The organism is Pseudobdellovibrio sp. HCB154, from assembly GCF_046267985.1.
In the GTDB taxonomy this organism is placed as follows: Bacteria; Bdellovibrionota; Bdellovibrionia; order Bdellovibrionales; family Bdellovibrionaceae; genus Pseudobdellovibrio.
In genome coordinates, this window is the sequence record NZ_CP176530.1 from 976,057 (window position 1) to 994,135 (window position 18,079).

General features: G+C 39.3%; 20 protein-coding genes. 9 read left to right on the top strand and 11 right to left on the bottom strand.

Annotated features, from left to right (window positions below; translation table 11 throughout):
* The first annotated feature begins 14 nt into the window (after positions 1 to 14).
* The 3 genes from ACKWCF_RS04900 to ACKWCF_RS04910 all read left to right on the top strand — a co-directional run bounded on the left by ACKWCF_RS04900 (position 15) and on the right by ACKWCF_RS04910 (position 3,776).
* A complete protein-coding gene (locus ACKWCF_RS04900) occupies positions 15 to 950 on the top strand; it encodes an AAA family ATPase (protein WP_409479583.1) in 936 nt (311 codons plus the stop codon).
* Positions 951 to 1,149: 199 nt separating this feature from the next.
* On the top strand, positions 1,150 to 1,836 hold the full coding sequence (locus ACKWCF_RS04905; RefSeq protein ID WP_409479584.1) for a DUF58 domain-containing protein: 687 nt from the start codon (positions 1,150 to 1,152) through the stop codon (positions 1,834 to 1,836).
* Complete coding sequence (locus ACKWCF_RS04910; protein WP_409479585.1) at positions 1,833 to 3,776, top strand: DUF3488 and DUF4129 domain-containing transglutaminase family protein; 1,944 nt, start codon at positions 1,833 to 1,835, stop codon at positions 3,774 to 3,776. The genes ACKWCF_RS04905 and ACKWCF_RS04910 overlap by 4 nt, the downstream gene beginning before the upstream one ends.
* Here ACKWCF_RS04910 and ACKWCF_RS04915 read toward each other — a convergent pair.
* From ACKWCF_RS04915 to ACKWCF_RS04930, 4 genes are read right to left on the bottom strand one after another with little or no spacing between them, the layout of a single operon-like run.
* Positions 3,766 to 4,557 carry an alpha/beta fold hydrolase gene (locus ACKWCF_RS04915; protein WP_409479586.1) on the bottom strand — a complete coding sequence of 264 codons (792 nt, stop codon included), beginning with the start codon at positions 4,555 to 4,557 and terminating at the stop codon, positions 3,766 to 3,768. The genes ACKWCF_RS04910 and ACKWCF_RS04915 overlap by 11 nt on opposite strands.
* The gene (locus tag ACKWCF_RS04920) at positions 4,530 to 5,582 is read right to left on the bottom strand and encodes a M14 family zinc carboxypeptidase (protein ID WP_409479587.1); all 1,053 of its coding nucleotides are present in this window, start codon (positions 5,580 to 5,582) and stop codon (positions 4,530 to 4,532) included. Before ACKWCF_RS04920 ends, ACKWCF_RS04915 begins: the two co-directional genes overlap by 28 nt.
* Before the next feature lie 17 nt (positions 5,583 to 5,599).
* Positions 5,600 to 6,436 (bottom strand): GNAT family N-acetyltransferase, encoded by an 837-nt coding sequence (locus tag ACKWCF_RS04925; RefSeq protein ID WP_409479588.1) that lies wholly within the window; start codon positions 6,434 to 6,436, stop codon positions 5,600 to 5,602.
* Positions 6,399 to 7,352 (bottom strand): arginase family protein, encoded by a 954-nt coding sequence (locus tag ACKWCF_RS04930; RefSeq protein ID WP_409479589.1) that lies wholly within the window; start codon positions 7,350 to 7,352, stop codon positions 6,399 to 6,401. The genes ACKWCF_RS04925 and ACKWCF_RS04930 overlap by 38 nt, the downstream gene beginning before the upstream one ends.
* Positions 7,353 to 7,506: 154 nt before the next feature.
* Between ACKWCF_RS04930 and ACKWCF_RS04935 the strand changes: the two genes are divergently transcribed.
* Positions 7,507 to 8,487, top strand: coding sequence for a PstS family phosphate ABC transporter substrate-binding protein (locus ACKWCF_RS04935; RefSeq protein ID WP_409479590.1), 981 nt, complete (start codon positions 7,507 to 7,509; stop codon positions 8,485 to 8,487).
* A gap of 136 nt (positions 8,488 to 8,623) precedes the next feature.
* Entirely contained in the window at positions 8,624 to 9,181 is a 558-nt protein-coding gene (locus tag ACKWCF_RS04940) for a DUF4360 domain-containing protein (RefSeq protein WP_409479591.1), read from the top strand.
* Here the strand turns inward: ACKWCF_RS04940 and ACKWCF_RS04945 are convergent, their stop codons facing one another.
* The 7 genes from ACKWCF_RS04945 to ACKWCF_RS04975 form a co-directional block, all read right to left on the bottom strand.
* Complete coding sequence (locus tag ACKWCF_RS04945) at positions 9,182 to 9,694, bottom strand: DUF3617 domain-containing protein (protein ID WP_409479592.1); 513 nt, start codon at positions 9,692 to 9,694, stop codon at positions 9,182 to 9,184. It abuts the gene before it with no gap.
* Positions 9,695 to 9,766: 72 nt separating this feature from the next.
* Positions 9,767 to 10,891 (bottom strand): YncE family protein, encoded by a 1,125-nt coding sequence (locus tag ACKWCF_RS04950; protein WP_409479593.1) that lies wholly within the window; start codon positions 10,889 to 10,891, stop codon positions 9,767 to 9,769.
* Between the two features lie 111 nt (positions 10,892 to 11,002).
* Positions 11,003 to 11,566, bottom strand: coding sequence for a GyrI-like domain-containing protein (locus tag ACKWCF_RS04955; RefSeq protein ID WP_409479594.1), 564 nt, complete (start codon positions 11,564 to 11,566; stop codon positions 11,003 to 11,005).
* A gap of 6 nt (positions 11,567 to 11,572) precedes the next feature.
* Complete coding sequence (locus tag ACKWCF_RS04960) at positions 11,573 to 12,124, bottom strand: thioredoxin family protein (protein WP_409479595.1); 552 nt, start codon at positions 12,122 to 12,124, stop codon at positions 11,573 to 11,575.
* Positions 12,115 to 12,834: a biotin--[acetyl-CoA-carboxylase] ligase gene (locus tag ACKWCF_RS04965; protein ID WP_409479596.1), complete on the bottom strand. Its 720-nt coding sequence runs from the start codon at positions 12,832 to 12,834 to the stop codon at positions 12,115 to 12,117. The genes ACKWCF_RS04960 and ACKWCF_RS04965 overlap by 10 nt, the downstream gene beginning before the upstream one ends.
* A 1-nt stretch (position 12,835) precedes the next feature.
* Positions 12,836 to 13,660 (bottom strand): carboxylating nicotinate-nucleotide diphosphorylase, encoded by an 825-nt coding sequence (gene nadC / locus ACKWCF_RS04970; RefSeq protein WP_409479597.1) that lies wholly within the window; start codon positions 13,658 to 13,660, stop codon positions 12,836 to 12,838.
* Positions 13,661 to 13,681: 21 nt separating this feature from the next.
* A complete protein-coding gene (locus ACKWCF_RS04975) occupies positions 13,682 to 14,638 on the bottom strand; it encodes a response regulator (RefSeq protein WP_409479598.1) in 957 nt (318 codons plus the stop codon).
* A gap of 91 nt (positions 14,639 to 14,729) precedes the next feature.
* Between ACKWCF_RS04975 and lptG the strand changes: the two genes are divergently transcribed.
* From lptG to rpe, 4 genes are read left to right on the top strand one after another with little or no spacing between them, the layout of a single operon-like run.
* Entirely contained in the window at positions 14,730 to 15,809 is a 1,080-nt protein-coding gene (gene lptG / locus ACKWCF_RS04980; protein WP_409479599.1) for an LPS export ABC transporter permease LptG, read from the top strand.
* A gap of 41 nt (positions 15,810 to 15,850) precedes the next feature.
* Positions 15,851 to 16,462: a peptide deformylase gene (gene def / locus ACKWCF_RS04985; protein WP_409479600.1), complete on the top strand. Its 612-nt coding sequence runs from the start codon at positions 15,851 to 15,853 to the stop codon at positions 16,460 to 16,462.
* Positions 16,462 to 17,406 carry a methionyl-tRNA formyltransferase gene (gene fmt / locus ACKWCF_RS04990; protein WP_409479601.1) on the top strand — a complete coding sequence of 315 codons (945 nt, stop codon included), beginning with the start codon at positions 16,462 to 16,464 and terminating at the stop codon, positions 17,404 to 17,406. Before def ends, fmt begins: the two co-directional genes overlap by 1 nt.
* Positions 17,403 to 18,062, top strand: coding sequence for a ribulose-phosphate 3-epimerase (gene rpe, locus ACKWCF_RS04995; protein ID WP_409479602.1), 660 nt, complete (start codon positions 17,403 to 17,405; stop codon positions 18,060 to 18,062). Before fmt ends, rpe begins: the two co-directional genes overlap by 4 nt.
* Positions 18,063 to 18,079: the final 17 nt, after the last annotated feature.

Consider the following 18,079-nt stretch of genomic DNA (forward strand, 5'->3'; position numbering starts at 1 on the left):
GTTTACAAGGATGTATGTCAAAGTTAAATTCTCAACTTATTCAACGCTTTCACGACATCATTAAAAGATCTTCTGAAGTTATTTTAGATAAAGAAAATCAAATAACGAATACCGTTGTATGCATGATTGCGCGCGGGCATTTGTTAATTGAAGACGAACCAGGCGTTGGTAAAACGACCTTAGCTCAAACCATTGCTAAGCTTACAGGTTTACAACAAAGCCGTATTCAATTTACCAATGATTTGTTGCCAGCTGACATTATCGGTCACATGGTTTTTAACCAAGATAAACACGAGTTTTATTTTAAAGAAGGCCCATTGTTTTCTGAATTAGTTCTGGCCGATGAATTAAACCGTGCTAATCCAAAAACGCAAAGTGCCTTACTTCAGGCGATGGAAGAAAGTTCAGTCACTGTTGATCGCAAGACTTATAGTTTGGCTGAGAATTTTTTCTTGATCGCCACACAAAATCCAAAAATGCAAATCGGTACTTACGCTTTACCTGAAAGCCAGGTCGATCGTTTTTTAATGTCGATTCATTTAGATTACATTTCTAAAGAGTCTGAAGTGAAACTTCTGTTAGGCGATAACCCGCGTAAGTTGATTGATGGGTTAAAGCCGATTATCGGTAAAAATGATTTGTTAGCAGCTTACAAAGAATCGCAAAGTGTTCATTTAGATTCTAAGCTTGCCGAGTTTATCGCAGATCTTCTTCAGGTGACACGCACGCATCAAGATCAGTTTCAAACTTTATCAACGCGTGCAGGCTTAGCCTTAGTGCAAACAAGTAAAGCCCGCGCGTTTCTTAACGGACATGATTACGTGGCGCCGGATGATTTATTGTTATCACTAAAACCTGTGTTAGCGCATCGGTTGGCCGACCAACAAGGATTACCTTTTGGAGAACAAAAAGTTGAAGAACTTTTACAGCTGGTTCAAATCCCTCAGTAAAATTCCGGTTCGGGTTAATACTCCCAGACCATATATAATCCCAACGGGGTTAGGGTTTAGCTTTGGAGTACTGGTTTTTGTTTTAGTCATTGTCAGTGTGAACAATCGCAATAACTTAATTTTTCTTTTTGCCTTCTTTTTATTTTCAGTAGGTCTTGTGACGATGTTAATAAGTCACAGAAATTTTGAAAAAGTAAAAATGAGCTTTTTTCAAGCTTCAGTTCTTTTTAAAAATGAAGTGGGCATCTTAAGTTACAAAATCGAGAATCCTGGTTCTAAAGACAGTTTTATGATTCAGGTTCACGATAAAATCGTAGAACACCTTAAACCGCTAGAGAAACGTGACGTACAGATTAGTTTTTTACCTACACACTACGGTATCCAACAAGTGCCGATGCAGCGTCTGGAAAGTCGTTTTCCGCTACAGTTTTTACGTGTGTGGAGGTTTTTGCAACCTGGGGTTAAGATCACGGTGTTTCCTGAAAAAATTAATTATTTTGGCGTTGCGCTTCAGCATCCGGAAAGCGAAGCCGGAGAAAAAAGATCGCAAATGACTGAGGCTTTAGAGAAAGAAATTTCTCACTTTGACCGTTTTAAGCCAACAGATCCTCCACAGCATATCAATTGGAAGATGTTAGCTAAAACCAGTGATCTTTATGTGACTAAATTTGAACTACAGGCTGATGAAAAACAGCATATCGTACTTCGCTGGAAAGATACTGAAGCCTTAAGTGACATTGAAAAAAGAAAATCGCAATTTGCCTTTTGGATAGATCATTTTTTCAAATTAAAAAAATCTTTCATCGTTGAATTTGATGAGCAGCAGATTGCGGTAGCTTCTCATGATCAGAAGAATATGGTTAAAGCCTTGAGGCTTTTGTTATGAAAAAGTATATTTTGCCGTTAGTTTTATTTTTTCAGATGGCGCTCTTATTCACCGAAGTTCCGGTGTGGGTGATTGCGACCAGCTTAGTTTTTTTATTCTTAAGCTTGATTCCTTGGGTTAAGTCATTAAGCCGTTTAAAGTTAATTACGGGGGTTATTTCAGTTGTCGTAGTTCTTGTAGCGGTTCGCCAGTTTAATTTTATTTTATCTAATGAATTGATCGCGAGCTTACTCATCATTTTAACGAGCATTCGTTTAATCGAGCATCGTACGGATGTTAAAGAGCCGCCGTATTTTTTATTTTTATTAGGTCTATTCTTGGCTGTTGTAAAATTTGTCTTCCAAATTGATTTTATCTTTGGGGTGTATGCATTTTTAGCGACGGTGTTCTATTTGTATCAGTTCTTTCCGGAAAGCTTTCAAAAAAATTATAAAAAAGAAAGCTTTAGAATTTTACGTGCCATTGTTGGCTACTCTCTTCCAGTAACGGTATTGTTATTCTTAATTTTTCCGCAGTTTAAATTTGAGGGAAACCGTCAGCGTAATTACGGATTATTTTCAACGATCGGCGCCAGTGGTTTTTCGGCAGAACTGCGCCCGGGGTCTATTTCTGAGTTAGTAAATAATGAAAACATTGCCTTTAGGGCTGAGTTTGAAGATTTTCTTCCGACTCAAGACAAACTGTATTGGCGTGGACAGGTGCTTGACCGTGTACAAGGTTTAATGTGGCGCAGGTCAAATCCGTTAAATCAGACAGTCGAACTTCACGAAGACGACATAGTTGTTTATCAGCCTAATTACAAAATTGTTCTAGAGCCGCATTATAAAGAACAGCTTTTTACATTGTATGGAACTTCTTCAGTTAAATCTCCTGAAAGAATGTTGCGTTCCGAAAAAAATGAGACGTACTCATTGCCTTCGGTTTTGTCTGACCGTTTAGTTTATAATGGCTACGTTCAGATCAATCGCCCTGAGTTTTTAAGCGGTGAGGATAAAGAAGAGTACCTGCATTTAAATCGTCGTGCTCCTAGAGTGGAAGAGGCGTTAAAAGCGTTAGCTCCGGCAAACTCTGCGGTAACAGCTGAAGAAAAAGTCAAAGCCATAGCTAAATATTTTACTGACAATCGTTTTGAGTACCGCCTATCGGGGCAAGAACTTGCGGTGAACTCATTAGAAGATTTTCTTTTTAGAACAAAAGTAGGCTTCTGCGAACATTATGCTTCTGCAGCCGCGTTATTATTACGCTATATGAATGTGCCATCACGAGTAGTGGTTGGCTATCAAGGCGGCGAGCTTAATAGCACAGGAAAATTCTGGACTGTGAAACAGCAAGATGCACATGCTTGGGTTGAATATTTAAACGAAAAAAATCAATGGAAGCTCTTTGATCCTGTCAGTGCGATTGCACCTGACCGCATTGCTGTCGGAGCCACGCTATTTAGTAATCCAACGGGTGGTCAGCTGTTAAAACGTTTAGGTAAACAGTTTCAATTCTTCGATCAGCTTTCAAATTTTTTAGAAATCTTTAACTATCGATGGACGTTATTTTTTGTTGAGTATTCAAGTTCTAATTTAAAGAATGAAATTTTAAAATTCTACGACGCTAACGAAGATGTGCAGTTAGTGACGCGTTTAATTTTCATGTTGGTGTGTATTTATATTATCTATGCGCTATCGTTGAAATACATTTTTCGTGAGCGATCTTTAAAAGATCGTTATTATTTAGCACTGCATCGCTTTTTTGCTAAGAAGGTACCGCAAGAAACAAACGAAACTTTTGCTGATTGGCAAGAGCGACTTCTGAAACAGTATCCTGAAGCTAAAGACACTATCGAGAGTATATTTGAAATCTATCTACGTAATCGATATGGAGCTGAAGCTAGCCAAGGTGAATTTAGAAAGTTTAAATCATTACTCAAAGATAAGAGTTTTAAGTTGTAGTTTCAGTAATGTGCTCAACCACCCAGTCAGGAAACTGAAAACTAATATCGTGGCCAGCCTCTGGGTGAATGATATGGGGGCAGTGCCATTTTTTTTCGATATCCTTTGAACACTGGGCACTGACAAACTTATCTTTACCGCCACTCATTAGAACGACTTCTGTGGGTGGATTTTTCGGAAAAGCGTAAGTTGAAGCAGCGATCAGCTGGCGTAAAACATTTTTCGGATGTGCTGAATGTGTTCTGCTAAAACTCAACATTGAATCAAAAGACTTTCTGTAATCTTTAAAAATCTGATCTTTATTTAAAGTTGTCGTTGTTTCTAGTGAAGCGATCTCGCGTTCTTCGGGCGAATGTATAAAACGCATACGCACACCTAACTTCATCGCATCAACGCTTAAACGTTTAAAGACATTGGAAAAGTTAGCAGCACTAGTGTTTGAAATATAAATCTTTTTAAAAAAGTTAGGGCGTTGTTTAGCCCATTCAACCATTGCCATCGACCCCAGTGATAATGAGTAGCCGTATGTTGGAAGGCTAGAATCAAAATTTAGCTGTTTTAACTGTTCTTCAAAGGAAACAATAAATTCAGAAACTTTTAAAGGCGTTGGGACACTATTTAAATAACCATTACCAGGAATATCTACACAATAAACTTTGTCACCCGGAAAAGCCTGCTCTAGTTTTTCAGGAAAATTGGCCCAGTGACCGGCACCACGGGCTAAACCACGAATTAAGATCCAATTTCTTTTAACTATAGAGTTTTGTGATGCGGGTACCATTTTTCTAAGCCTTTGTTGTAATGCTCAAGCAAGTTAGTATTTTTAAACTGTTCTGTTTGGCTGTACAGCAAAAAGCGAATTAAAAAATCAATTAACAGCTGGTGACGGCGTAAAGTGCGTTTAATGCGGTGTTTTTTGATCGGATTAAACAAACCATCTAACTTAAAGATCTGCAGTGGGTTTTTCTTAACCCAGATCCAAGACCCTAGTTCTAAAGTGAGCGGCACATAGTTTAGGTTTTGAATTCTTTCGTGGGCGATATAATCCCACAGATCACCATGCGTGCAGTAAACTTTTGATTGCGGTTCTATTTTGTAAATATGAAACGGGTAGAGCTTTTCAAAAAGTTCCATCATCACATTAATAAAATCTAATTTCGGATAAGGCTTTTTACTAAAAGCCCACGGAAACCAGATTTGATCTTTAAAGCCAAAGCCTGAGTGAATATCTAATGACAGAGTAAAACTTGAATTTTTAATTTCTTCAGTGACTGCATCAACAAGAAACTGCGCTTCTTTTTGCATGGGTTCATCAGCTTTACCACGATACCAAGGAATCATGTTTGTAAGTCGGTGCCCACCCGCCAAAGTAGGAACTTTCTCTTGCGCCTCAATCGGGGCATTTCGCATGAGATCCACACCTTGGCCATTTGAACGCGTACGTTCTTGAATACCGACAGGATTAACAAACGGAAAAAACACTAAACGAATATGTTCTAACTTGTTTTGAAAAACAGGGTCCCACATTGAGAGTTCAAAATATTTTTCAATCAGCGATACACAGAGCTGGCTTCCGATTTTCTCTAAGCCGTGAACACCGCCAGTTAAAATAAGAGTCACTTTTTCTTCACTGGATTTTTTTGAATTTTCATTCTCACACACGACTTTCCATAGAGGATATGAAGTGCCGCGGTGAATGACTTCGTCTAAAGAGATAAAGCTCCAGAGCGGATTTTTAGTTACGCGCTGGCGCTTTAACACCTGTTCAAATTGAAAATATTCGTGAAAATTAGGCTGATTGAGCATCAGCCTTAAGAGTAAAATTAAATAGCTACTTTTTCCAGACGTTTTTCATAACGCTGCGCTAAGTTTTCAACTTTCAAGCAGGTTAAGAAATCCATGCAGTGCATGTCTGCATCATAGGCTGGCTCACCAAGAATTTCCGCACCCACTTTTAAATAGGTTTTTAACAATGATGGGATTAGATCCTCGGCTTCTTTCATTTGTTCTTCAGACAGTTTTTCTGGCATTGAGCTAAAGTATTCGTCAAAGAACGGAACTTTAAAAGTTAAGTGAGGCTTAATTTTATATTTGCAGTTTAGACTACCAGTTTGTTCAAAGTATTTTGTCACAAGAGCCGCTTGTTTTGGCGTGATATTTTTAATGCTTGAACAACCGAATAATAAACTAGCTTTTACATGGCGCATGTAAAAGTAAATACCTTTCCAAAGTAAAGAAATCACCACGCCCGTGCGGTGTTGGGTGTCAATACAAGCGCGGCCTAATTCAACGAAGTTTGAGTAAGGTAGGGCAAAAGATTTTAAATCGAACTCCGATTGCGAGTAAAAATCTTGAAGGTTAGAAGAGTTATTCATGCGGTAAGTGCCAACCACAGCTTCGGTTTTTTTATCGACGATAATTAAGTGATCACAAACTGAATCATACACATCGATATCCAGTTTACGCACATCTTTTTTATCATTGTTATAAAACACATCATAACGAAGTTTGAACGCCGATTTTAACTCTTGCGTCGTTGTCGCTGTTTTTAGTAAGTAGTTTCCTTGATCCATTTGAAATTCAACACGTGGTTCGTAAGCCACCATGTCTAAATTTCTAAATTTAAGCTCTTGCTGAATCTGTTGGATAAACTGAAGCATATTCCGATTTCCCCTCTGTAATCTGTTGAATAAACTGTAAAGCGATCTCAAAAGTTTCATTAAGCTCTAAAGCGGATTTAGCTAAGCGGGGATTGATCTCGACCATATCAAGATTTTTTAATTTTCCGCTGCTCGCAACAAGTTGAGCTAATGAATAAATTTCTGATAATTCCAGACCGTTATTTACCGGAACACCAGTGCAAAGAGCATAATTTGTATCTAAACAATCAATATCAAAACTAACGTGCACGTTTTCAAACTGACTCATTTTTTTAGCCAGTTGGCTTAAGCAAAAAGTTAAACCCTGCGTGCGAATATCGTGAACCGTGAAATGCATGATTTTTTTTGATTCTAAATATTCGCGCTCAAAATGGTCCAAATCACGAACACCGAAGTAGACGATATTTTCACTTGGTAAATGATTTTTCATCCAGTGAAGTGAGGCTGGTCTGTTTTCTGGTTTTTGCATCAGGTAATAAACCGGCATACCATGTAAATTTCCCGAAAGACTTTCTTCGGCAGAGTTTAAGTCGGCGTGCGCATCAATCCAGATCACTAAGGTATTTGGATTGTGGCGAAGGCTAGCTTCGACGGTGGCCATCGAAAGGCTGTGGTCACCGCCGAAGTTCACGTTGATTCTATTTTTACTTAAGCCGCGGAAAGAGAGGTCGGCTAAGTGTTGGTAGATCGAAAAAGAAAAGGCATTTAAATCTTGCTCATTGTAGAACTTTGCAAGCTTGTCGCTTAAATGTTGTTCAGTCTTGCCAATAAGATCGAAAGCTAAAGTTGGCTTGAATGGAGATTTTTGTCGGCGATGCAAGTGGGTTAGAAAAGAGTCTGAAGACTCTGTCAGGCCAGACTTAGTTTGGCCAATCTCAATATCTGCTTGTACAAAAGACAGAAGTGTTTGCTGCATACGCTTATTGTTGTGCGAGAATGTAAAATTTGTCCTGTCAGGGTTTGATTTGGTAACATTTGGCGTCTTAACAAAGTCCTAACAATACTTTCTGGTTGGGAATTACTAAAATCGGTCTCACAATAAATAACTAACACCCTTTAGGAGTTATAGTATGAAACTTTTAGGCTTAATCGCAGCGTTTGCTTTCGCGTCGACTGTATCTGCAGCAGAACCAAAACTTATCAAAATCGATGGATCATCAACTGTATATCCAATCACTGAAGCGATGGCTGAAGAATTTCAAGCAGCACAAAAAGGTGCGGTAAAAATCACGGCAGCTTTCTCTGGTACTGGTGGTGGATTTAAAAAATTCTGCCGTAACGAAATCGAAGTTACTGGCGCGTCTCGCCCAATTTCTCAATCTGAAGTTGAATCTTGCCGTAAAGCGAATATCAAATTTTTTGAATTACCTGTAGCTTTTGATGCCACTGTAGTTGTTGTTCACCCATCAAATCCACTTAAAGAAATCACTGTTGCTGATCTGAAAAAAATGTGGGCTCCAGAAGCTCAAGGTAAAGTGGCAACATGGGCTGATGTAAATGCGGCTTGGCCAAAAACAGCTCTTAAACTTTACGGTGCAGGTGCTGATTCTGGAACTTTTGATTACTTCACTGAAGCGATCGTTGGTAAAGCTAAATCATCTCGTGGTGATTACACAGCTTCAGAAGACGATAACATCTTAGTTAAAGGTGTAGCTGGCGATAAAGGAGCTTTAGGTTTTATTCCATTAGCTTACTACTTAGAGAACTCTAAAAAAATTAAAGCTTTAGCTATCGTAAACAAAGCGGGTAAAGCTGTTCTTCCAACAAAAGAAACTGTTGAAAATGCGTCTTACAATCCCTTATCTCGCCCGCTATTTATTTACGTAAATGCAGAGGCTGCAAAACGCACGGAAGTAAAAGATTTCGTAATGATGTACTTAAAAGAAGCGGCTTCAATCGTTCCACAGGTTAAGTATGTTCCGCTTCCTAAAAAAGCTTACGACACAGCGACTGAGCACTTTAACAAAGGCAAATTAGGTACTGTGTTTAATGGTCATGCTGGTATCGGTTTGACGATAGATGAGCTTCTTAAAAAAGAATCTTCATTGTAATACTAAAAACAATACAACATAATACTTGTTAAGCCCGCGTAAAAGCGGGCTTTTTTCGTTTTGGAGTCGTTATAATTGGCCCTGGTTTTGTATATAACATTTTATAGGTTAAAAAGGCCTTAAAACGGGGGACAAAATGAAACTACTTCTTACGACGATAGCTCTAGTACTTAGCACCTTAACAGCACAAGCAGCAACCTTCGGAACGCTTCAAATCGCAGGCCCCGGCTGCACGAATAAAACCAGTGAATTAAAAGTTATCTCAGAAGCTGAATCGTTATACGCCATTCCCTTAAATCTTTACGTTAAAAAAGAACAAGGTGTAAGCCTTGATCGCAAAGCCTGCACAGCAAGCCTTCCAGTCACTTTAGCGACGGGTGAAAAGCTTGTGATCGAAAACACTTCGCAAAAAGTAAACACACGCGTTCATCCAGGTGGAACGGCTAAAACTCAGTTAGAAGTTTTCTTGAGCGGTGGTAAGGGTGAAGTTTTAAAAGCAGAATCTGTAGCGACTGATAAATACCTAAGCTCTCGCCATGAATTATCACAAGGTGGAGTAGTCACTGAATCATCATGCGGTGGCGAAGTGATCGTGCGTGCAAATGCTTCAGGCGTAGCCATGGGCCAGGCCAAAGTCAGCATTTACCACGAAGATCTGAAACTAAATCTAAAAGTCGTGAAGTGCTCTAACTAACTATTTAACTTCAGTCAGCGGTTTTACATCGCCGCAGTTGTTTGAAAGAAATTTACCTTTAAATTCCATACGGCTTTTGCCTTTGGCTGTGGTGAACTCGTTCCAGCCTGAATAAGCCGTATCGCTTGTTCTGTGGTATTCAGCCATACCTGAACCTTTATCGCATTGAACGTTGAAGCGAACACCATCTGCTAAATCTTTTTTGTCTGTGATTTTACATTTACTTTTTGGGTCATGAACTAAAGCTTCGTCAGACATTGATTTTTCAGTATGACAAACCTTCATGCCCTTATCGCCAAACGCCATGCCTTTTGAACCCATCATTTTTTCCATTTGTGCACGTTGGGCCGGCGTCATCTTTTTCATCATCTCTTGCATCTGGCCTTGAGAGTCGTGAGTTTTTCCGTTTACCGATGTAGTTGTTTCAACTTCCCATAAGCCTGGTTTTAATTTGAAAGCGGCTTGGACTTGTAGAGATAAAAAAACTAAAGAAAATAAAAAGGCACGATTCATAAGAACTCCTTTTGGGGAATTTTAGGACTTAAAGTTTATCGTGCCATTATAATTACAATTTGTGGACCAGCGCTATTGAAATTTAAATGCTAATAAGATACCCGAATCATCATTAAAGCCACACGTCAGATTTACATAGACTGTTTTGCCGCCGGCTGAGAACTTAACGGTTTCAATTGTTGCATAAGAGCAGACGGATGTATTTAGCGTATATTCACGAACTAGTGCATGTGTTGTCGTGTTAAAGATTTTAACTTTGTCTGAAGCATTCGTTGTTACAAAGAAATTGCTATCCGGTGTAAAGGCGGCCCCTTTAGGGTAGGCGCCGACATTGTATGTGCCATTTGTTGCGGTTAGTGAAGCCGGGTTGTAATCAAATAAAACATAACCCGAGCTATTCCCGGCTCCAGCAGAAAGAGCAAACTTTTGAAAGTCTGGCGAAATAGCCATGTAATTGGCGTTGCTTCCATTATCAAATACGTATTCAACTTGAGTTAAGGTGTTTGCATTCGGATCGAAACTGTAACGATATAAAGAAGCTGGTGAAAGCCCTGGAGCTGACATAATAAGTTCTTTTCTGGATTTGTTGTACACCATCATTTTATAGTAACTGCCCGTAAATGTGTGAACTCTTGATAGCGCCGTTAAATCAAGAAGGTCGACATTTCCCCAGTATTGAGAACTTAAATTGGCGAATAAAAATCCACTTTCTCCAAGCGCAAGCCAAGATGCTGGTGCGCTCGTAGAAATATAGTCGACGGTATTGGTTGCCGCTGAAACATCAATACGTGCAACTTTGCTAGCGCCAACTAAGGCGATATATACATATTTTCTGGCTTCATCCATAACCATATGTGAAGGTGTGGCCGTTAATTGCCAAACATTTTTGACCTGTTGGGTTCCAACATTAATTAAGCCAAGTGTATTGTCTGTCGGATCCTGAAGAAGAATGTCTCCATCGCATAAAGGAATCATTTCACGCCCTGGTGGAATGTAATATCCCGCATCTGCCAATGTGCTTGCTGTGGAATCACAGCCCCCAGTAACTGGAGGGTTTGAGGGGGGTGATCCCGGAGTGCCAGGAGTTATTCCTGGCAACTGGCTTTCTAGAGAAGGCAATTCTTCTTTTTGTTCAAGGCATGAAGTTAATGATAATGAAAATAAAACAGCTATTACTAACAGGTGATTGTGTTTCATTTTATAAATATCGGATTATTTATAAAATAGTTTACAAATAAATGAGTATTTATCTCATATTCCCAGACTGAGATAGTTAATTTGGGACAATATTTAATTAGCTGGAGTATTTTAATTTAACGGCCAAATATATACAGTCTGCATCGAATTCTTTTCTAAGACTTCGTAGATCTCTAACACAGAGCCTTTACGCGATAAATTTTGTTCTTTAATAAATTCATCAGCTTTTGGATAAACTTTTAAAGGCCCAATGCCTGGAGCACCTGTGAATAAGGCCACGGCCGCTTTTGTTTCTGGGTAAATTTCGGTTTTAAAACCTTCTGGTAATTTATCTTTTAAGCCAGCGAAAACTTTATCTTCGTTTTCATCTTTGGGATCAATTAAACATCCACCTTTTGCACGAAGGCGTCCTTCTTCAACTGTGGCTGGATTATCTAGGTATTCACCAAAACTTAAACGGCATTTTAAACCATTTTCTCTGGCCCATTTTTCAACTTCTTCAATTGTTGAAACGATTTTGTGATAAGGGCCTGTGTAGTCTTTAAAAACTAAAGTGTAAGGGCCACGTTGGTCTTGTACTACAGCTACAGATTTAAAAGCACCTGTGTATTGCATTAAGTATAAAAAGAAAATCACTAAACCGATTGTTACGGCAAATAACGTATGTTTAACCATTGTAAATTAGGCTTTCCATTTAATTGAACACCCCATAGAGGGTGTTTGTTTTTGTAACGGGCGGTGATTTTTTAAATCAAGAGCCGCTTGATATAACTCACGTTGAGTCACTTTATCAGCTTCTTTCCAGTTGTCGTCTAAACGACCACGGTATTGAAGTTGAAGTTTACCATCAAACATAAAGTAATCAGGTGTACAAACTGCGCCAAATTTTTTAGCTACGTCTTGTGATTCGTCGTGCAGATAGAAAAAACTGTATTCTTTTTCAAAAAATCTTTTACGTAAGTTTTCAAAACTGTCTTCAGTGTACTTCGTATCTGTATTTGAACAGATCGCAACAACGTTGATGTTTTCAGCTTTTAAATCTTTGCCTAGTTGGATTAAACGATCTTCAATCGCTTTCACATATGGGCAGTGGTTGCAGATAAACATCACCACTAGCGGATTGCCGTTAGTAAAATCTTTTAAAGAATAAGTTTTTCCATCCATGCCAGGTAAAGTGAAGTCAGGGCAAGGTTGACCAAACTCTGGGTTTTCCGGAGTGTATGTTAACGCCACAAGTCCTCTTTTAATGTTTTAAAGTCAGAATATTTACTGGTTAATTTCGGGTGCATGTTGAACACAGCTAACATTGAAGCTTGTAAAGTTTCATCAGGTTCAAGATTAGCTTCTGGAATCAATGCGCAGATCTCAAATAACAAACGATCTAAAAATTTAATCCAGTCAGATCCCATCACGCCCGGAAATTTTCCTTTGCTCATTTCGGCAAATAGATCTGTGGCGATCGGAAGTTTCGGATGAGCGAAAACATTTAGCCCAAGGCCCACGATAATTCTGTGTTGGTTGCCTTGAGTGACAGTTTCAACTAAAAGACCTGCGATTTTTTTATCATCGATATATAAATCATTCGGTGCTTTTAAATTCCAGTTTAAAAACGGCCACGTCGCGCGAGCTGCATTAAATAATCCAAGACCGATAAGTGATGTAATGTACGGGCTTGGAGTTACTGCTGATTGAAATGACCAGCTTGAAAGTAAGCTTGAGCCCGCAACAGGCGATGTCCAGGTGTGATCACCACGGCCACGGCCTTGAGTTTGCTCATCAGTGACATACAACTGAATGGCATCTAAACCATTAAACGCATCATCTTTAGCAAGATCATTCGTGCTGGTTGTTGATTTGTGATAGTCGCAAGAAATGTTATGCATTTCAGCCCATGACGCCGTAATAACGCCGATTTTAATATCGTCGGTCGGAGATTCTTTCATATTAGTTACCCCAGTCAAATAACAGACTGACATCAGCACAAGGGGCCGAGTGGGTCAAGGCGCCTACCGAAATGAAGTCGATACCGATAGCGGCTACGCCACCAACACGTTCTAAATTCATATTGCCGCTGGCTTCAGTTTTAACGAAGTCCGGCACAAGTTGGCGTGCTTCTTTAAGAGTTTCGTTATTCATGTTGTCTAAAAGAATACGGTCTACGCGTAAACCTATCGCTTCTTTCACTTGCTCAATCGTTGAAGCTTCAACTTCAATCGGAAGATTCGTGTGTTGACGAGTGCGAGTGACTGCTTCAGTGATGCCACCCATAAGAGTGATGTGATTATCTTTAATTAAAATGGCATCAGATAAATTGAAACGGTGATTCATTCCGCCACCGTGAACAACAGCGCGTTTTTCTAACTCACGAAATAGGGGAGTTGTTTTACGCGTGTCTAAGATTTTACAACGAGTGCCTTCAACAGCTTTAACGTACTTACGAGTTAAAGTGGCAATACCTGAAAGTAAACCTAAAAAGTTTAAAGCTACGCGCTCAGCTTTTAAGATCTGGATTAGATCACCTTCGATTGAGCAAATAGTTTGGTCTTTGTAAACCAGATCGCCTTCTTCAAAAAGCCATTTTATTTTTACATTAGGTTCTAAAAGTAAAAGTGTTTGTTCGAAAGCTGTTGATCCTGAAAGCACAAGGTCTTGCTTGGCTTTTAAAATCGCTTCACCAATTTTTGGTTTTACAGCTAAAGATTCAGTCGTGACATCGCCAAAAGGCATGTCTTCTTTAAGGGCCGCTTTAATGAGATCATGGATTGTCATAGGTCTATTTCTGTAACTTAGTTACACTGACTTTTCAATGTCGGTTAGGAGTTTTTTTAATTCTTCCCTGACAATTTTCTCGGTGATTTCTGGAATAATCTGCCAACAGATTTTTTCAGCCATCAAGCGCACTTCTTCGCGCATGAGTTGTTCTTCAAAACGGCTTAAGTTTTTACCTTGAGGGCCGTCATTAGATTTTGAAATTTTGTTTAAAGCTACTGGCGAACTTTCAAGATAGTTTTTAAGCTGTCCTTGAATTGTTTTTTCAAGTTCGTCGTCTTTATCGCCTTTAACTAAAACTACTTCTTCGAATTCGCCATAGTTTTCAGTCTCAATGTGAATGTCGTTCGATGGATCATATTCTTCAATGATGTGAGCCTCAACAGCTGGTTTAACCGGCTTTTGCATTTGTTGTTGCTGCATTTGCGGCTGTTGCGGTTTTTGCGTAACAGGTTTTAAATCCAGCGGTTGAAAGTCTTCGATATCGTCATCGATCACAAGTTCATCGTTATGAGCTTGGTTTTGTAATCTGTGACGAACCATAGTTTCTGACTCTTCAAAATCAGGAAGCGTCGGAAAATCTAAAAGACCTTTAAGCGGGTGAGTTTCAGTTTTTTTAACGAATTTATTGACGACATTTCTTAAAGCATCAGTATCGAATGGTTTTTCTAAACGGGCATTGGCGCCAGCTTTTTGTGAAAGCTTTTCGTCAAATTCCATAAAGCTACTCCACATTAAAACAACCGGAGTATTTTTTAATTGCGCGTTGGCTTTGATATCGCCGCAAACTTCATAGCCGTTACGTTTTGATAACAGAATGTCAGCAAAGATAATATCTGGACGAAAATCGAGTGCCACGGGAACAACATCGATTCCAGAAGGAACACTTTTTACCTCGATACCCAAATCAGAAAGGGCAAGTTGCAACACTTTCTTTATGGTCGAGGATTCATCAGCTAATAAGACGCGTAAGGCCATGACTAAAGTACATATCACAATACCGCTTGAGTCAAGAGTAAGGCACAATATTCTCTAGGGAATATTCTGGCGCAGCCAGATAGGTTAATAAATGAGTCGTGTTGATCGCTACATCTTGAGTCTTTTTTGGGTATCCTTCGCTGCGGGTTTAGTTATCTTTGTGACGTTGTTTATGGCAACCGATGTGATGAGCAACGTTCTTCGTTACAAGGCTGTCGATACTGGGGTTTTTCTAAGCTATTACGGCTACTTTTTGCCTGAAATTATTCACAAAATGCTTCCGGTCGCCTCAGTGGTCGGACTTGTTTTAACAATTTCTACTTTGAATAAAGGCTCAGAGCTCATTGCGTTATTTGCATCGGGTTTAAGTTTATTCAGAATCTCTCGTTGGATTTTCATTTCGTTATTGGTGATTGGCGTGATTGATTACGTGGCCAGTGATCGTTTGTTACCCATGTTTACGAAACAGAAAAACTTTACGTTTTATAACTTTATCGAACAAAAGCCATCGAAGTTTCAGACGATCAAAACAGATAAAATTTGGTATCGTTCTAAGAATACAATTTTTAACATTAAAACCCTTAATGCCGAGGGAAATTTAGCTCAAGGTTTAACTTTGTACTTCTTTGATGAAGCTTGGAATTTAAAGCAATTATTAACGGCAGAGTCGGTTGTTTTAGAGGGTTCAAAATGGTTTTTACAAAACGGCACAATCTCGGTTTTTAGTTCGGATTCAAGCTTTCCGCTAAACGATAAATTTGATCAAAAAACTATCGTGATGGCTGAAGATGCCCAGGATTTACGAAGCACCGGACAAACTTCTGATCTTTTATCGCACAGTGAACTTTCGCGTTATATTTCTAAGAATAAAGAAGCAGGTTTAGATACCGTTAAATATGAAGTGGATTACTTCTCTAAACTCAGTTTTGCTTTAGCGGGATTAGTGATGAGTCTTCTAGCATTACCATTTTGCGTAGGCCAAGCGCGCGGTGGCGGAATGGCTAAAAACGCGGGTATTGTTTTAGGCTTAGTGGTGACGTATTGGATTGTCTATAGCTCGATGCAAACAATGGGTTATCACGGAACACTTCCGCCATTTTTAGCAGCTTGGGGATCGAACATTATGATGGCAGCTTTAGGGGTGTTCTTTCTCTTGCGTCTGAAAAAATAATTTTATACTCTGCAGGCGAGCTGAAAGCGAGCAATGAGACAATGGCTAAACTTGAAATTCTAACATATCCAAATCCTGTATTACGCGAAGTTTCTAAACCGGTTGAGAAATTCACACCGGAAGTTACGGCTAAACTTAAAAAGTTAGCCGAGGATATGCTTGAAACAATGTACGATGCGAACGGTATCGGTTTAGCCGCTCCGCAAGTGGGCGAGTTAGTTCGTATGTTAGTGATTGATTGCCGCCCAAAAGGTGAATCAGGCCGTTATGAAATTGGCGATATGACGGAACTTGAACAGCAAGTGACTCAACCTTTAGTTTTAATTAATCCTGAAATCGTAAAAGGCGAAGGTAAAACAACTTTTGATGAAGGTTGTTTGTCAGTTCCAAGTTTTTTTGAAACGGTTGAACGTTTTGAAAAAGTTGAAGTCAAAGCTTTCGATGTTAACGGTAAAGAAATTCGTTTCACAACAGATGGGTTATTAGCCATCGTGGTTCAACATGAAATGGATCACCTAGAAGGTACATTGTTTATTGACCATATCAGCTTTACCAAAAGCAATAAGATCAAAAACACGATCAAAAAAAGCGGTTACCCTACAAAAGAAGAAATGAAGTCAGCCCGTGATCGTAAAAAGGAACCGGTAAAATAATGAGCGTCGTTCGAGTCTGCTTTCTCGGAACACCTGATTTTGCCGCGAAACACTTAGAAGCTCTTTTGTCTGATGATCACTACAAGGTCGTAGGTGTTGTGACTCAGCCTGATCGTCCGAGCGGACGTAAGATGCAGTTAACACCGTCTCCAGTTAAAGAATTAGCACTTAAAAATAATTTAGAAGTTATTACTCCTGAAAATTTACGTAAAGAGCCAGAAGCTTTTGAAAAAATCAAATCATGGCAGGCTGAAGTCGCCGTGGTTGTGGCTTTTGGTCAAATCTTATCTCAAGATTTTCTAGATAGTTTTACTTATGGCGCGGTGAATGTGCACGGAAGTTTACTTCCGAAATGGCGTGGGGCTGCTCCCATTCAACGTTCGATTGAAGCGGGTGATGCGGTTACGGGCGTTTGTTTACAACGTATGGTAAGAAAGCTTGATGCAGGCCCGGTAATCGGTGAGCGTCGTGTGCCATTGAATTCTGAAATCAATGCCACTGAACTTTATGATCGTTTAGCGGTGCTAGGTTGTGAATTATTGAACGTAGAGCTGATGGATTATATCCGTGGAAATTTAGCTCCACAAACTCAAGATGAAGCTTTAGTTTCGATGGCCCCTAAAATTGAAAAAGAAGAATCGCTTTTAGATTTTTCTAAATCTGCAGAAAGTCTTCATAATAAAATTCGTGCCTTTACTATGGGGCCTGGAACATTTGTTAACTTTCAGGGTAAACGTTTAAAAATTCATAAAACCAAAGTTGTTGATTCTTCTTCGGCGGTAAAACCGGGTGAAGTCGCTTCGGTCAGTGCAAATGAATTATTAATTCAGACAGCAAAAGGCCAACTTTCACTTTTAGAAGTGCAGCCTGAATCAAAAAATAGAATGCCTATCGCAGATTTTTTAAAATCACATCATCTAGTAAAAGGACAAAGCTTTACATGAATACAAAAATGATTGCTCCTAGTTTATTGTCTTCTGATTTTGCCGATCTAAAAACTGAAATCGCTAAAGTCACCGAAGCGGGAGCTCATTTGCTGCATGTGGATGTTATGGATGGGCACTTTGTACCAAATCTGACAATCGGCATGCCGGTTGTGAAAGCCATCAAGGGCGTAAGTAAAATTCCGCTGGATGTGCACTTGATGATCGATAGTCCGGAGAAATATATCGACGGTTTTGCCAAAGCCGGATCTGATTATTTAACGATTCATATTGAATCAACTAAGATCGCCAGAGATTGTTTGCTGCAAATTCGTAAATTGAAAATGAAACCAGGAATTACTTTACGTCCTGGTACAAAGCTAGAAGAAATTAAACCTTACCTAGCTTTAGTTGATTTAGTTTTAATTATGACGGTGGAGCCTGGTTTTGGCGGGCAAAGTTTTATGCATGACCAATTAGAAAAAGTGTCATGGCTAAAACAATACCGCGATAAAAATAAATTAAGTTACTTGATTGAAATCGATGGTGGAGTAAATCCACAGACTTCACAGTTATGCTGGGAAGCTGGAGCTGACGTGTTAGTGGCTGGCAGCGCTGTTTTCACAGGCGAAAAGACTGCCGATAATTACAGAAAAAATATTCAGTCTTTACTCTAATATTATTCTTAACATTT

Bases quoted from the DNA above. Each gene is read 5' to 3' on its own strand.
- ACKWCF_RS04900 (WP_409479583.1), top strand. From the start codon at position 15: ATGTCAAAGTTAAATTCTCAACTTATTCAACGCTTTCACGACATCATT.
- ACKWCF_RS04905 (WP_409479584.1), top strand. From the start codon at position 1,150: ATGAGCTTTTTTCAAGCTTCAGTTCTTTTTAAAAATGAAGTGGGCATC.
- ACKWCF_RS04910 (WP_409479585.1), top strand. From the start codon at position 1,833: ATGAAAAAGTATATTTTGCCGTTAGTTTTATTTTTTCAGATGGCGCTC.
- ACKWCF_RS04915 (WP_409479586.1), bottom strand. From the start codon at position 4,557: ATGGTACCCGCATCACAAAACTCTATAGTTAAAAGAAATTGGATCTTA.
- ACKWCF_RS04920 (WP_409479587.1), bottom strand. From the start codon at position 5,582: ATGCTCAATCAGCCTAATTTTCACGAATATTTTCAATTTGAACAGGTG.
- ACKWCF_RS04925 (WP_409479588.1), bottom strand. From the start codon at position 6,436: ATGCTTCAGTTTATCCAACAGATTCAGCAAGAGCTTAAATTTAGAAAT.
- ACKWCF_RS04930 (WP_409479589.1), bottom strand. From the start codon at position 7,352: ATGCAGCAAACACTTCTGTCTTTTGTACAAGCAGATATTGAGATTGGC.
- ACKWCF_RS04935 (WP_409479590.1), top strand. From the start codon at position 7,507: ATGAAACTTTTAGGCTTAATCGCAGCGTTTGCTTTCGCGTCGACTGTA.
- ACKWCF_RS04940 (WP_409479591.1), top strand. From the start codon at position 8,624: ATGAAACTACTTCTTACGACGATAGCTCTAGTACTTAGCACCTTAACA.
- ACKWCF_RS04945 (WP_409479592.1), bottom strand. From the start codon at position 9,694: ATGAATCGTGCCTTTTTATTTTCTTTAGTTTTTTTATCTCTACAAGTC.
- ACKWCF_RS04950 (WP_409479593.1), bottom strand. From the start codon at position 10,891: ATGAAACACAATCACCTGTTAGTAATAGCTGTTTTATTTTCATTATCA.
- ACKWCF_RS04955 (WP_409479594.1), bottom strand. From the start codon at position 11,566: ATGGTTAAACATACGTTATTTGCCGTAACAATCGGTTTAGTGATTTTC.
- ACKWCF_RS04965 (WP_409479596.1), bottom strand. From the start codon at position 12,834: ATGAAAGAATCTCCGACCGACGATATTAAAATCGGCGTTATTACGGCG.
- nadC (WP_409479597.1), bottom strand. From the start codon at position 13,660: ATGACAATCCATGATCTCATTAAAGCGGCCCTTAAAGAAGACATGCCT.
- ACKWCF_RS04975 (WP_409479598.1), bottom strand. From the start codon at position 14,638: ATGGCCTTACGCGTCTTATTAGCTGATGAATCCTCGACCATAAAGAAA.
- lptG (WP_409479599.1), top strand. From the start codon at position 14,730: ATGAGTCGTGTTGATCGCTACATCTTGAGTCTTTTTTGGGTATCCTTC.
- def (WP_409479600.1), top strand. From the start codon at position 15,851: ATGGCTAAACTTGAAATTCTAACATATCCAAATCCTGTATTACGCGAA.
- fmt (WP_409479601.1), top strand. From the start codon at position 16,462: ATGAGCGTCGTTCGAGTCTGCTTTCTCGGAACACCTGATTTTGCCGCG.
- rpe (WP_409479602.1), top strand. From the start codon at position 17,403: ATGAATACAAAAATGATTGCTCCTAGTTTATTGTCTTCTGATTTTGCC.